The following is a 13,022-nucleotide window of genomic DNA, read 5'->3' as shown; positions in this document are numbered from 1 at the left end:
GGATGAAGACGGATCAGGAGGCGCGCAGGGCCGAGCGGCGCAGCCCCCACAGCTCCTCGTCGGAGGTGCACACGCCGACGGCCCCGTGCCGCAGCGCCTCCACCACGTCGTCCGCGCTCTGCACGAACCCCGCGGCCAGGCACGGCACGCCGACCGCCCGCACCTGCCGCTCGACGTGCCGCAGCACCATGGCCGGCATGAGCTGCACCAGGTCGGGCCGCGACCGGGTGATGGACTGCAGGCTGCGCCGCAGGTTGGACCGGTCGGTGACGAACACCTTCTGCATGGTCAGCAGCCCGAGCCCGGCGGCCCGCTCGATCATCGCCTGCCGCGTGGAGACGATCCCGACCGCGCCGATGCTCTGCAGGTACGCCAGCGCACCGGGGTCGTGCCCCAGGCCGGGCGTCGAGTCGATGTTGACCAGCCCGATCTTGCGGGCGGCCACCGTGCGACTGACCGTGGCCGCCAGGTCGCCGAGCGGGATCGAGGCCAGGATGCCGATCGGCGTGGGGGAGGCGGTGAACCGCTCGACCATCTCCACCCCCACCAGCGACGCGGCGACGGGATGCTCGGCCAGCGCGGCGAGCAGGCGCTGATCCAGCGGGGCCTTGTGTCGAGCGTTCACCGCATCCACCTTAGTGCGCCGGGTTTTCGAAGGACGCGGGCAGCCCCAGCTTGCCGGGGTTCATGATGCCCCGCGGGTCCAGCGCCTGCTTGACCGCCACCAGCGTGGGATAGCCGCTGCCCAGCGCGTCCCGCATGTACGGCGAGCGCAGCAGGCCGACGCCGTGGTGGTGGCTGATCGCCGCGCCGTGCCTGACGAGCACCTCGGCGGCGGCGTCCCAGGCGGCCCGGTACCAGGCGCGCCGCTGGTCGCGTTCGACGTCGCCGCGCAGCGAGAAGTACAGGCACGCGCCGTCGGTGTAGGCGTGCGACTGGTGGGCCGAGGCGCGCAGCGTGCCGGGGACGGCCTCGATGGCGGCCACGACCTCGTCGTACAGGGCGGGCAGCGCGGCCCACGGCCCGGCGATCTCGCAGGTGTCGGAGACGAACCCCGGCCCCCGGACGAAGCCGTCGGCGGCCTTGCCGACGATCATGCGCTCGTCCAGCCAGCGGGCGAAGACGGCGTCGCCGTCCAGCTTCACCGACGCGCGTTCGGCGCAGACCTCCTCGGCGATCTTCATGACGGCGTCGACCAGCACCGGGTCGCCCTCGTCGGCGACGAGCAGCAGGTTGGTGCCGGGCTCGCCGAAGTGGGTGCCGCTCTCGTGGGCGTCGTACAGGCGCAGCGCGGCCGGGGTGGCGCCGCGCTGCAGGATCTCCCGGCAGGCGTCGAGCCCGGCGGCGAAGGTGTCGAAGCCGTAGGCGATGCCCACCGCGTAGTCGGGCAGCCGGTGCGTGCGCAGCCGCAGCCGGGTGATGACGCCGAGCGTGCCCTCCGAGCCGATGAACAGCTGGCGCAGGTCGGGGCCCACTGCGGCGCGCGGGTAGGTGCCGTAGCCGGCGGTGGTGCCGTCGGGCAGCACCACGTCCAGCCCGACCACCATGTCCTCGATCTTGCCGTAGCGGGTGGAGAGCTGGCCCGCGCCGCGGCAGGCGGCCCAGCCGCCGACGGTGGAGATGGCGAACGCCGACGGCCAGTGGCCGGTGGTGGCGCCGTGCGTCTCCTGCAGCTCCTTCTCGAACAGGTCGCCGAACATGCCCGCCTGCACCTCGACGATCATGGATTCGGCGTCGAAGGACAGGATGCGGTTGAGCCGGCACACGTCCAGCACGACGCCGCCGTGCACGGGCAGCGCGGCGCCCAGCACGTTGCTGCGGCCGGCCGAGACGGTCAGCGGGATGCGGTGCTCGTGGCAGATCCGCACCACGGCGGCCACCTGCTGCTCGTCGTCCACCTCGACGACGACCGCCTCCGGCGTGGCCGGGCGCCCGTCGGTCTCGCCGATGGAGGTGCCCGCCCACCAGTCGCGGGTGCGCAGGACCACCTCGTCCCGCTCGGTGTGCACGGCGACGCCCAGCGCGCGCAGCTCGGCCACGACGCTCTCGGGAACCGGCACGACCTGGTCCTGCAGGCTGGCCGGGCCCTTCCCCGGCGGGCAGTCGGCGGCCCAGCGCGGCGGCGTGGGCGCGCCCACGACGTAGTCGCCGCGGTTGAACGGGTGGGTGACGGTCTGCCTGCTGATCATGAAAGTCCCTCCATCAGAACGCTCTTCTCGCGGTCCACGCCGCGCACGTAGTCCTCGACCTGCCGGGCCACCTCGTCGTCGGAGAGGCCGAGCTCGCGCTGGAGCAGCCGGCCCACCTCGGGAGCCGCCTTGACCGACAGGTCGCGGGCGAAGACCCGCATCCGGGTGCGCCGCGACAGCACGTCGTCCACGTTCCTGGCCAGCTCGCAGCGGGCCGCGTAGACCACCTCGGCCCGCAGGTACTCGCTGCCCTCCACGACCGGCCCGGCCAGCGACGGGTCCTCGCCGATCAGGTCGGCGACGAACCTGGCCTCGGTGCCGTACCGCTCGCCCAGGTGGGCGCCGAGCCCGCCGGTCGCGGTGGTCGCCTCGGCGTCGTAGCCCGCGCCGCCGAGCAGTGGCAGCCGCGCGGTGCGGCAGCGGGCCTTGCGGCCGAGCACCTTCAGCGCCTCGTCCACGGCCAGCTCGCCCATGTGCCTGCTGGTGGTCAGTTTGCCGCCGGTGACCGTGACCAGGCCGAAGCCGTCGGTGGTGATCCGGTGGTCGCGGCTCATGTCGAGCGTGGCGCCCTCCTTCTCGCCGACCAGCGGGCGCAGCCCGGCGATCGAGCCGATCACGTCGTCCGGGGTGAGGTCGGCGTCGAAGGCGGTGTTGGCGCCGTCGAGCAGGTACTGCATCTCCTCGCGGGTGCACAGCACCTCGTCGGGCGAGCCGTCGTAGTCGGTGTCGGTGGTGCCGACCACGACCACGTCGCCCCAGCGGGTGCAGGTGGCGCGGCGGGCCCGGCCGGGCACCGGGACGGTCACCGTGCCGTCCACCGGCAGCCGCGTCCACGGCACCACGATGTGCACGCCCTTGGCCGGACGCACCCGCGGCCGGTGCGCCGGGTCGGACAGCGCGTCCACGGTGTCGGTCCACACGCCGGTGGCGTTGACGACGACCGCGGCGCGCACCTCGACCGTGCGGCCGTCCACCTCGACGCGGGCGCCGCGCACCCGGCCGCCCTCCTTGACCAGTTCGCGGCAGGTGGCGCCGTTCAGCACGGTGGCGCCGAAGTGGGCGGCGGTCCTGGCGATGGTCAGGGTCAGGCGGGCGTCGTCGGTGCGGCTGTCGTAGTAGAGCAGGCCGCCCTTGAGCCGGTCGGCGCGCAGCCGCGGCGCCCTGGCCAGCACCTCGGCCACGCTGAGCCGCTGGTGCAGCCGTCCGATGCGCCAGCCGCCCGCCAGGTCGTAGGTCCACAGCAGGCCCTCGAACGCCTTGGCGATGCGGGCGTCGAAGACGCCGTCCTCCGCCAGGATCGGCAGCACGAACGGCAGCCGCCGCACCAGGTGGGGCGCGTTGCGGCGGAAGCGCTGGCGCTCCAGCAGCGAGCGGCGCACCAGCGGCAGGTTGCCCTGCTCGATGTAGCGCAGGCCGCCGTGGACCATCTTGGAGGACTTGGAGGAGGTGCCCGAGGCGAAGTCGTCGCGTTCCACCAGCGCCACGCGCAGGCCGCGGGTGGCGGCGTCCAGCGCGGCGTAGCAGCCGGTCACGCCGCCGCCGACGACGAGCACGTCCACCGGCCTGGCGGCCAGCCGCTCGATCTGCGCCTGACGGTCCAGCCGCAGCGGGGTGCGCCGGATGGCGCTCCTGGTCTCCGATCTGGGCTTGCGTTCTGGAAGCCGGATCACGAGGGGGACTCCTCCTGTTGGTACGGGATGTGCCGGGTGAGCAGGTCACGCCAGGCGGCGCGGGCCTCCTCGCGGGCGGCGTCGGGCATCGTGGGCTCGAAGACGGGGACGTCGCCGAGCCCGGCGAGGGCGGCGGGCAGGTCGGGCCAGAGCCCCGCGCGCACGCCCCCGAGGTAGGCCGCGCCGCGCAGGCTGGCCGTCTCGTTGGCGCGGGCGCGGCGGACCGGCCGCCCGACGAGGTCGGCCTGGCTCGCCATCAGCACGTCGCTGCTGGCCAGGCCGCCGCCGCAGAACAGATCGGTGACCGGCGCGCCGAGCGCCTGCTCCACCCCGTCCAGCAGGTCGCACACCGAGTGCGCGATGCCCTCCAGGACGCCCCGGGCCAGCTCGGCCCGGGTGGTGGACAGGCTGAGCCCGGTCAGGACGCCGGTGGCCTCGGGCGACCAGACCGGGGTGCGCATCCCGGCCAGCGCGGGCAGGAAACGCACCCGGCTGGGCCCGGGATGCTCGCGGGCCAGCGCGGTGAGCTGGGCGGGCGAGTCGAACAGCCCGATCTCCTCGCACAGCCAGCGCACCGCCGAGCCGGTCGTGGCGGCGTAGCCCTCCAGGCTGAACACCGCCGTGCCGCGCGAACGCCAGCCGACCAGCGTCAGCACCCCCGGCACCGCCCGGCGATGGGCGGGCGGCCGGTCGCCGGCCACGGCGTCCAGGAACGTTCCCGTGCCGTGCACGCACATCGCCTGGCCCGGCCGGTGCGCGCCGAGCGCGATCATCGCGGCGTGCTGGTCGCCCATCACCGACAACACCGGCAGCCGCACGCCGAGCACGGTCGGGTCGGTGTGGCCGTAGTCGCCGTCCTCGTCCAGGATCTGCGGCAGGACGTCGCGGGGGCAGCCGAGGAAGTCCCGCCAGGGCTCGTACCAGTCGCCGGTGCGCAGGTCGTAGGCGCCGGCGGCGACCGCGTTGGTGGCGGACATGACGTGCCGCGCGCCGCCGGTCAGCCGCCACACCAGCCAGGTGTCGACCGACCCGAACGCCACCCGTCCCGCCTCGTGCGCCCGGCGCGCGGCCGGGTCGTCGCGCAGCACGTCGGCGGCCCACAGCAGCGGGGCGCGCGAGCCGACCGGCCGGCCGGTGTGCTCGACCAGGCGGGCGTCCCAGGCGGGCTCCCACTCGCGCAGCCGGGCGGCGTAGCGGCGGTCCTGCCAGACCACGGCGGGGGTGAGCGGCTCGCCGGTGACGGTGTCCCACAGCAGCACGGTGGCGCGCTGGGTGGCGATCGACACGCCGGTGACCTCGACGTCGTGCGCCCGCGCCCACTCCAGGGCCTGCGCGCAGACCTCGGCGGTCTTCGCCCAGATCTCCATGGCGTCCTGCTCGACCCGCAGATGGTCGGGGGAGTGGACCGAGATGGGCCGGTAGGCGGGCGGGGCCGCCGAGCCGTCGTCCAGGACGACCGCGGCGCGCGTGCCCGTGGTGCCCTCGTCGACGCTGAGGATCCCCCGCCGGGTAGGGCCGGTCATCGGCGCTCGTCCCTCTTCCGCAGCGCGATCTCCTCCTCCTCCAGGTTGACCGCCACGCGGGTGGGGTCCCACTTGATCAGCAGGCAGGTGACCAGGCCGACCAGCGGCACCACCGACAGCACCATGAGGCTGGCGCCGACCCCGATGCCCGCCTGCAACTGCGGGAACAGGTACAGGCCGGCGACCGAGCCGAGGCTGCCGAGCATGCCGGTCACGCCGGTGCCCAGGGTGCGGATGTCGCTGCGGTAGGACAGCGCGGCGATCGACTTGCCGTTCGGGCCGGGCCCGGCGGAGTGGAAGAAGATGAACAGCACGGGCAGCAGCGCGGCCAGCGCGACCGGCAGCTCCTTGAACGTCGCGCCCATCACCAGCAGCGCCACGAACACCACCGCGTACCCGGCCATCGAGCTGATCCGCAGGCCGAGACGGCGGCCCGTGTAGGCGGCCAGGCACCCGCCGACGATGCCGACCGCGTTGAACGCCATCGACCCGATCGTGGCCTTCTCGAACTCCTTGCCGAACAGCTCCAGGCTGATCACCGGCAGGTACCAGCCGACCGCGAAGTACTGCATGGCCTGGGTGAGCGAGATGACCGTGGACAACACGGTGCGCGGCAGGTACGGCCTGCGGAACAGCACGCCCGCGTCACCGAACCCCACCTGGCGTCCCTGCTCGGCCGGTCCGCCGCCCTCGCGGCCGTCCTCCTGGACGGCGAAGCCGTACATGCGGCGCAGGGCCGCGGCGGACTCGCGCAGCCGGCCCTTGGCGGCCAGCCACGTCGGGCTCTCCACCAGGAACATGAGTTGCAGGACCAGCAGCACGACGGCGAAGGCCGCCGAGGAGCCCACCGACCAGCGCCAGATGTCCGCGCCCACGTCGAAACGGTAGAACACCAGCGTGAGCAGCAGGTTCGTGGTGGTGGCGGTGTACCAGACGCCTTGCCAGAAGTTGAGCCTGCCCTTGAGCGCGGACGGCGTGTACTCGGCCAGCAGCGCCATGGCCACCGCGAAGTCGATGCCGTACGCGATGCCGACCAGGCCGCGGCCGGCGAAGACGGTCTGGAAGTCGGAGCCGGCCGCGGTCAGCAGCGCGCCGAGCGCGAACACCACCTTGGTCAGCAGCAGCGGCTTGACCCGGCCGATCCGGGCGGCCAGCCAGCCGCCGAACGGGTTGGAGATGATGGCGATGGCCGGCGCCATGGCGGTGAGCACGCCCACCTGGCCCGGCGACAGGCCGAGCTGCTTGACCATGGGGGACAGGCCGGCGCCCAGGGCCGCGTTGGAGTAGGCGTCCAGGAACAGACCCGCCAGGGCGAGGAACCAGATCCAGTTGGCCCGGCCGGCCAGCCTCGTCAGGGTGTTGATGACGTCGGCCGCGTCTCCGGCGTTGCGGATCCGCGTGACCGAGGTGTTCTGCACGGGGGCGTCGCTCATGCCCAGCCGCCTTTCAGGGGGGTGTGATCCCTTGCCAGCGGTCCGGATACGACAAAGGCACAGACGAAGACCACTGACAGGGATCTCTTCGTCTGTGCCTGCCGATTGACGGGACACTATGTGCCGGTTGTCCGGTATGTCAAGCGGTCGCGGTCGCAAAGCCGCAGCTCGCACGCCCTACCCGGCGCACCCGTCGGTCAGGAGTACCTGATCTCCCACCAGCGGCGGGTGCACGACCACTTGCCCGCGGCCTTCACACAGGCGCGGAACTTGCGGCCGTCCGGGGCGTCCACCGCGAAGGACGTGACGCTGCGGCGTCCGCCGCCCCTGACCACCGCGTGGCAGGCGTGGTAGGTGCGGCCCCCGTCGTCGGTCCAGTCGATGGAGATGCGGTCGCCGGAGCGCAGGCTGGTGCCCCACGCCCACCACACGTTCCGGCCGCGGTAGACGCCGTCGGCCTCGTACAGGTAGACCATGCCGCGGCGGCCCTTCGCCTTCGTCATGCGGTGCCAGGGCTTGGGCACGTCCCGGCTGACCCGCAGCCGCGCGCCGCACGAGTAGTTGATCGGGCCGGCGGCCTGCGTCCGCGACGCCTGCCGGGCGTCCTGGACGGAGGCGCCGGCGGGCGAGGCGAGGGTCAGGACGCCGCTGACCGTCATCGCGGCGACCGCCAGGGCGGCAAGGTTACGCATGTGCTCCCCCTTGGTGCGAGATCGTGTGATCGCAACGTAGGGGCGCCGGTGTTGAGGATCCGTTGAGCCCGCGTTGATCTCCGCCGAGGCCCGCGCCGCCGCCGGTCAGGCGCCTGGAGACGCCGGGATCCGGTCCAGGTCGGCGCGGACGATGCCGTACATGACGCCGTCACGCCACTCGCCGGCGCGGAAGCCGCCGCCGCGCAGCACGCCCTCCCGGGTGAACCCGGCCTTCTCCAGCGCCCGCTGCTCGGCCACGTTGCCGACCTCGGTGGTCGCCTGCACCCGGTTGACCGGCGAGTGGTCGAACAGGTAGCGCGCCAGCAGCCGCTGCGCCCGCGTCCCGTGCCCCTTGCCGCGGAAGCCGGGCGCCACGATGAGGCCCATCTCCCAGCAGTACGACACCCGGGAGGTGAGCTGCCTGCGCCACGACACGAGGCCCGCCCGGTCCTCGCCGGAGGCGATCACGAGCATGCCGCCGTCCTCGCCGAGCATCCCGTTCTCGTCCCAGAGGCGGCGCAGGCGGTGGGGGTCCTGCCAGCCGTACCACTGGTACTCGCCGCTGCTGTCCGGGGCGCCGATCAGCCCGGTCAGGAACGCCAGGTCGTCCTCCCGGACGGCACGCAGTTCGATCGTCATGATCGCGACACTATGTGACGGATGCGACGTCGGCGCGCGCCCGGCGTCCGGCCCGCAGCGCCAGGGCCAGCGCCGCCAGCAGCGCCGCGCCCGCGAACGGCGGCCACGACAGCCCGGACGGCGGCCCGAACGTCCCGCCGGCCCCGGCCCGGTCGAGCAGCGCGGCCACCGCGAGCGCGGGCAGCGCCTGGGCCGCTCCCGAGACCAGCGCGAGGACGGCGAGCCAGGCGACCCGCGCCGCGTTGCCCCCGCGGTACGGCTCACCCTCGAACACCGACGTCAGCAGCCGCCCGACCAGGAGGGCGGCGACGAGCGCGCACAGGCCGCCCACCAGCACGTCCGCCCGGGAGAGCACCTGCTCGGCCGCCGTCGAGTCCCAGGCCCGCAGCGTCAGCTCCCCGCCGCCCAGGGAGAGGCCGCGGGGCAGCCTCACCCCGCTCAGCCCGAGCAGTTCGGCCGCCTCCGGGCGGGGGACGACCCGAACGACGATCTCCCCGCCGGCCTGCGTGGCGCCGTTGACGGCGTGGGCGACCCCCCACACCCCCGCGACGGCCCCGGCGAACCCAGGGGGCCGGCCGCGGGTCAGCTGGTGGGAGTGGCGCGGAAGCGGAAGGCGAGCACCGCCGCGCAGAGCAGCAGCACCCCGCAGACGCCCTGCTCGGCGACCATCCAGCCCGGCAGCGGCAGGAACAGCAGCACTCCCACCACCGCGACGAGGATCACGACGAGCACGATCCGCAGGCGCAGCAGCGCCCGGTCGCCGCCACGCCGGGCGCGCCGGGCGAACGCGAACGTCAGGACGGACGTCGCCGCCACGATGACGCTGATTGGACTCTCCCCCGCGGGGAGACCCCACGCTATGGGGGATTCCACCCAGATCTACCCGGAGGATCCATGACCCCGCGACTGGTCCATTGCCATCCCGTCACCTGTCTCAACGTCACGGGCATGGGAGAGCCCGGCGGCGCCGAGCACCTGTCGGCCATCGGCGCCCTGTACGCCGTGGCCTCCGCCATGGGCGGCGCCGCCGGGCCGCTGGAGGGGCGGTGGTGGGTGGAGGACACCTCGCTGCCGCCGCTGGAGACCCCGCGCGACCAGTGGCGGTGGCACCTGCTGCTGCCGCTGCCCGGGATGCCCGAGCCGGGGGCGGCCGAGGCGGCGCGTGAGCGGGCCCGCCCGTCCGGGGCGGCCGTGGACCGGGTCCAGGTCGTCACCTTCACCGAGGGCGAGTGCGTGGAGCTGCTGCACGAGGGGCCCTACAGCGAGGAGAAGAGGTCGCTGGAGGTGATGGAGGCGTTCATGACCGAGCACGGCCTGGTGCCCAACGGGCTGCACCACGAGATCTACCTGACCGACTTCACCGACCCCGACCCGAAGACGCTGCTCAGGCAGCCGGTCGCCGCCCGCCCGGCGGAGGCGGCCCACCGGTAGCCGGGCAGGAGCAGGCGGTGTCAGCGAACGCCGGTCACGTGCGCGTGCCGGACCGCAGCGCGCCGCGCAACAGGGGGCGGGCCGCCAGGGCGACGACCACGGCGGCCAGCACCCCGACGCCGGCCATGAGGACGGCCCTGGCCAGCGCCCACGGCAGCGACTCGACGCGGTAGACGTCCACCAGGGTGAGGACCACCACGGCCACCCCGCAGACGGCCGCCACCACGCACACCGGCACCGCCGCGATGACCGCCTGCCGCACGAGCACCCCGCCCAGCGCCCGTTCCGGCACCCCGGCGGCGGCCAGCGCGGCGAACGAGCGTCGATGGTCGATCAGCTCCTCCGCCTGGTGCACCACCAGGGCGATCGACGAGGTCACCAGGGCCAGCAGGAGCGCGACGTCCACCAGGGCGTGGCCCTGGGAGTAGCCTGCGGAGGCCTGCTGGGCCCCGGCGCCCGCGCCGAAGAAGACCGTCAGGCTCACCACGGACAGGGCCCTGGCCCACGCCCGGGGGTCGGCCTCGACCAGCCGCGCGGCCAGCAGCGTCTCCGGCGACCCGGCCCGCCGGCCGGCCCGGCGGGCGTACGCCCTGATCAGCCAGGTCGTGGCCAGCGTCGCGCCGATCAGCAGCAGGACCAGCCCGGCCGCCATTGCGGTCGCCGTCCCGTACTTGCCCGCCACGGGGAAGCGGCCCTTGACCGACAGCCCGAGGACGAACAGGCCCACGCCCGCCCCGAACAGGAGCAGGTCCAGCGCACGCGGCCCCCGCACGCGTGCGCGGCGGGTCACGCCCAGCGGCGAGGTGACGACGTGCCGCCCGGCGCGGGCCCCCGACAGGACCCCGCCGAGCGTCACCAGGACGACGACCACGGGGATCTGCGGCAGCGGCCCGCCGAGGTGGGTGACGACGTAGAGCACGCCCCCGCCCAGCGAACCGGCCAGCGCCAGCAGACCGCCCTCCAGCGCCCCCAGCCGCCGTACGTCGCCCGGCGTCGCGCCCGCCAGCCGCAGGGCGGCCAGCCGCCGTTCCCTGGTGGCCGAGGCCAGCCGGTTGGCCTGGTGGACCAGGCCGGCGACCGGCACGGCCAGCAGTGCCAGGCCGAGCCCGGTCAGCGAGCCGTCCTCGTCCCGGAAGTCGGCCATGCTGACGGCCGTGCAGACCAGGAACGTGGCCACCGCCGCCCCGGCGGCGACCAGCCGGGCGCGCACGCGTTCGGCCCGCGAGCGCCCCCTGTGCAGCATGCCGAGCACGGTGATCATCGTTCCGCCCCCACCAGGACGGCGCCGTCGCGCAGCGGGATCTCGCGGTCGGCGTAGGCGGCCACCCGGTTGTCGTGGGTGACCAGGACGACGGCGGCCCGGCCGACGCGGGCCGCGCCGAGCAGCGCGCCCATCACCTGCTCGCCGCCGAGCGTGTCCAGGGCTCCGGTGGGCTCGTCGGCGAACACCACGCGCGGGCCGGTCACCAGCGCCCGCGCGATGGCGACCCGCTGCCGCTGCCCGCCGGACAGCTCGCCGGTGCGCCGCCCGGCGCAGCCGGACACCTCCAGCCGGGCCAGCCAGTCGGCCGCGGCGGTCATCGCCTCCTGCCTGCCGTGCCGGTCGAACAGCAGCGGCAGCGCGACGTTCTCCGCCGCGGTCAGCTCGGGCACCAGCTCGCCGGACTGGAAGACGACCCCGAAGCTCTGGCGTCGCAGCCGGGTCAGGTCGTCCTCGGGCAGCGTGTCGATGCGCGTGCCGTCGAGGACGACCTCGCCGGACTCCGGCCGGACGACCCCGGCCAGGCAGTGCAGCAACGTCGACTTGCCCGCGCCGCTCGGACCGGTGATCGCGACGATCTCGCCCTCCGCGATCGCGAGCGAGACGCCGTTCAGCGCCCTGGTGCCGCCGAACGACTTGCCCAGGCCCCTGGCCTCAAGCATCTGTGTCCTCCTTCATCCGCGCGAGCGCGGTCTCGATCCAGCGCAGGTCGGCGTCGAGGTGCTGGAGCGCGTAGTCGGCCGCCAGCACCTGGGCGGGCGAACCGGTCGCCTTCTCGGCGGTCAGCTCCCGCATGCGGGCCAGGTGGGCCTCGCGTTGCCGCAGGAGGTAGCCGTCGGCGGCCTTCCCCGCGACGGCGACCCGGGCGAACAACGGGCTGGCGACGTACGGCGCCGACGGCTCGACGGCGTTCAGCCACCGCTCCAGCTCCGCCCGGCCGGCCTCGGTCATCGCGAACAGGGTGCGCTCGGGGCCGCCCTCCTGCTGCGTCTCGGCCACCTCCGCCAGCCCGTCGCGTTCCAGGCGTTGCAGCGTGGCGTAGACCTGCCCGTACGCCAGGGGTTTGGCGCCGGCGAGCCGGTGATCATGCTCTTTCTTGAGCTCGTAGCCGTGCTTCGGCCGCTCGGCGAGGAAGCCGAGCAGCACGTGACCGGTTGACATGATCGCGACTATACATTCAATGAATAGTCGCGTCACCGTGCTCGGGGCGTGGGCGGTGGTTCCGCTGTCCGCCGCCGTGGTCGCCGCCGCGCGTTCCTGACGCCGCCGCCAGGGGTCAGGGGAGGGCGAGGAGGCTGACGGCGAGGGCGGCGGCGCCGAGGCCGACGAGCTGGCCGCGGTGGATGCGCTCGGCGAGCACGCCCCGGGCGAGCAGCACCGTGCCGGCCGGGTAGAGGGCGGTGATCACGGCCACCACGGCCAGGTCGCCGCTGCGGGCGGCGAGCAGGAACAGCAGGTTGGCCACCGAGTCGAGCACGCCAGCGGTCGCCGACAGCGCGTACGCGGGCCGGTCGGGGCCCAGCCGGCGGCGCAGCAGCCCGGCCGCGGCCAGGGTGACGGCCGAGGAGACCGCGCGTCCCACGATCAACGGCGCCACTCCGCTGTCGGACGGCGCTTGGTGCAGGAAGACGAGCTGGAGGGCGATCGCCGACCCGGCGCCGAACGCCAGCAGCAGCGCCGTCCGCGACGGTCGCGCCGACCCCGCGCCGTGCCCCGCGCTGACCAGGACGACCGCCACCAGCGCGAGCGGCAGCCCCACCAGCCCGGCGGCCGACAGGCGCTCGCCCTGGAGCAGCCCCACGGCGACGGGAAGCGCGGCCGACACCAGCGCGGTCACCGGCGACAGCACGTTCATCGGGCCGATCGCCAGCGTGCGGTAGAGCAGGGCGAACACGGCGGCCGAGGCGACGCCCGAGGCCGCGCCCCAGCCCAGCGCGGCGGGGCTGAACGACGCGCCGAGCATCGGCCACAGCAGCAGCTCGACCACGAGGCTGGCCGGGGCCGCGACCATCACGGTACGCAGCACATGGGCCTTGCGGGCGCCCAGGCCGCCGAGGAAGTCGGCGCAGCCGTAGGCGAGCGAGCTGCCCAGGGCCAGCAGCAGAGCGATCACGACACCTCCCGGACATTCAACGGAACGACCAGAGAGTACATTAGAATGACTGTAGGAGTGCAACGGACCGA

The 13,022-nt window shown here is 74.3% G+C and carries 14 protein-coding genes; 1 reads left to right on the top strand and 13 read right to left on the bottom strand.

The window, feature by feature from the left end:
* Nucleotides 1-13: 13 nt before the first annotated feature.
* The 9 genes from ACIBST_RS02450 to ACIBST_RS02410 form a co-directional block, all read right to left on the bottom strand.
* The gene (locus ACIBST_RS02450; protein WP_397168398.1) at nt 14-625 is read right to left on the bottom strand and encodes a glycerol-3-phosphate responsive antiterminator; all 612 of its coding nucleotides are present in this window, start codon (nt 623-625) and stop codon (nt 14-16) included.
* Nucleotides 626-635: 10 nt separating this feature from the next.
* On the bottom strand, nt 636-2,189 hold the full coding sequence (locus ACIBST_RS02445) for an FAD-binding oxidoreductase (protein ID WP_397168397.1): 1,554 nt from the start codon (nt 2,187-2,189) through the stop codon (nt 636-638).
* Nucleotides 2,186-3,859 carry a glycerol-3-phosphate dehydrogenase/oxidase gene (locus ACIBST_RS02440; protein WP_397168396.1) on the bottom strand — a complete coding sequence of 558 codons (1,674 nt, stop codon included), beginning with the start codon at nt 3,857-3,859 and terminating at the stop codon, nt 2,186-2,188. Before ACIBST_RS02440 ends, ACIBST_RS02445 begins: the two co-directional genes overlap by 4 nt.
* Nucleotides 3,856-5,382, bottom strand: coding sequence for an FGGY family carbohydrate kinase (locus ACIBST_RS02435; RefSeq protein ID WP_397168394.1), 1,527 nt, complete (start codon nt 5,380-5,382; stop codon nt 3,856-3,858). Before ACIBST_RS02435 ends, ACIBST_RS02440 begins: the two co-directional genes overlap by 4 nt.
* Nucleotides 5,379-6,815, bottom strand: a complete 1,437-nt coding sequence (locus ACIBST_RS02430; protein ID WP_397168393.1) for an MFS transporter — start codon at nt 6,813-6,815, stop codon at nt 5,379-5,381. Before ACIBST_RS02430 ends, ACIBST_RS02435 begins: the two co-directional genes overlap by 4 nt.
* A gap of 197 nt (nt 6,816-7,012) precedes the next feature.
* Nucleotides 7,013-7,507, bottom strand: coding sequence for a hypothetical protein (locus ACIBST_RS02425; RefSeq protein WP_397168391.1), 495 nt, complete (start codon nt 7,505-7,507; stop codon nt 7,013-7,015).
* Nucleotides 7,508-7,612: 105 nt separating this feature from the next.
* Nucleotides 7,613-8,146, bottom strand: coding sequence for a GNAT family N-acetyltransferase (locus tag ACIBST_RS02420; protein ID WP_397168390.1), 534 nt, complete (start codon nt 8,144-8,146; stop codon nt 7,613-7,615).
* 10 nt (nt 8,147-8,156) lie between these two features.
* Entirely contained in the window at nt 8,157-8,687 is a 531-nt protein-coding gene (locus ACIBST_RS02415; protein WP_397168388.1) for a hypothetical protein, read from the bottom strand.
* 41 nt (nt 8,688-8,728) lie between these two features.
* Nucleotides 8,729-8,962, bottom strand: coding sequence for a hypothetical protein (locus ACIBST_RS02410; protein ID WP_397168387.1), 234 nt, complete (start codon nt 8,960-8,962; stop codon nt 8,729-8,731).
* A 78-nt stretch (nt 8,963-9,040) separates the two neighbouring features.
* Between ACIBST_RS02410 and ACIBST_RS02405 the strand changes: the two genes are divergently transcribed.
* Nucleotides 9,041-9,577 carry a hypothetical protein gene (locus ACIBST_RS02405; RefSeq protein WP_397168386.1) on the top strand — a complete coding sequence of 179 codons (537 nt, stop codon included), beginning with the start codon at nt 9,041-9,043 and terminating at the stop codon, nt 9,575-9,577.
* A 34-nt stretch (nt 9,578-9,611) separates the two neighbouring features.
* On the opposite strand, the gene ACIBST_RS02400 is transcribed toward ACIBST_RS02405, so the two are convergent.
* The 4 genes from ACIBST_RS02400 to ACIBST_RS02385 all read right to left on the bottom strand — a co-directional run bounded on the left by ACIBST_RS02400 (nt 9,612) and on the right by ACIBST_RS02385 (nt 12,951).
* Complete coding sequence (locus ACIBST_RS02400; protein ID WP_397168384.1) at nt 9,612-10,838, bottom strand: hypothetical protein; 1,227 nt, start codon at nt 10,836-10,838, stop codon at nt 9,612-9,614.
* Nucleotides 10,835-11,500, bottom strand: a complete 666-nt coding sequence (locus ACIBST_RS02395) for an ABC transporter ATP-binding protein (RefSeq protein WP_397168382.1) — start codon at nt 11,498-11,500, stop codon at nt 10,835-10,837. Before ACIBST_RS02395 ends, ACIBST_RS02400 begins: the two co-directional genes overlap by 4 nt.
* Nucleotides 11,493-11,999 (bottom strand): PadR family transcriptional regulator, encoded by a 507-nt coding sequence (locus ACIBST_RS02390; protein ID WP_397168380.1) that lies wholly within the window; start codon nt 11,997-11,999, stop codon nt 11,493-11,495. Before ACIBST_RS02390 ends, ACIBST_RS02395 begins: the two co-directional genes overlap by 8 nt.
* A gap of 115 nt (nt 12,000-12,114) precedes the next feature.
* Complete coding sequence (locus tag ACIBST_RS02385) at nt 12,115-12,951, bottom strand: EamA family transporter (RefSeq protein WP_397168379.1); 837 nt, start codon at nt 12,949-12,951, stop codon at nt 12,115-12,117.
* Between the last annotated feature and the right edge of the window lie 71 nt (nt 12,952-13,022).

The sequence above is a fragment of the Nonomuraea sp. NPDC049684 genome (assembly GCF_044465345.1).
Taxonomy (GTDB): Bacteria; Actinomycetota; Actinomycetes; order Streptosporangiales; family Streptosporangiaceae; genus Nonomuraea.
The sequence above is the reverse complement of the archived record's forward strand: the minus strand, read 5'-3'. Positions and strand labels throughout refer to the sequence as shown.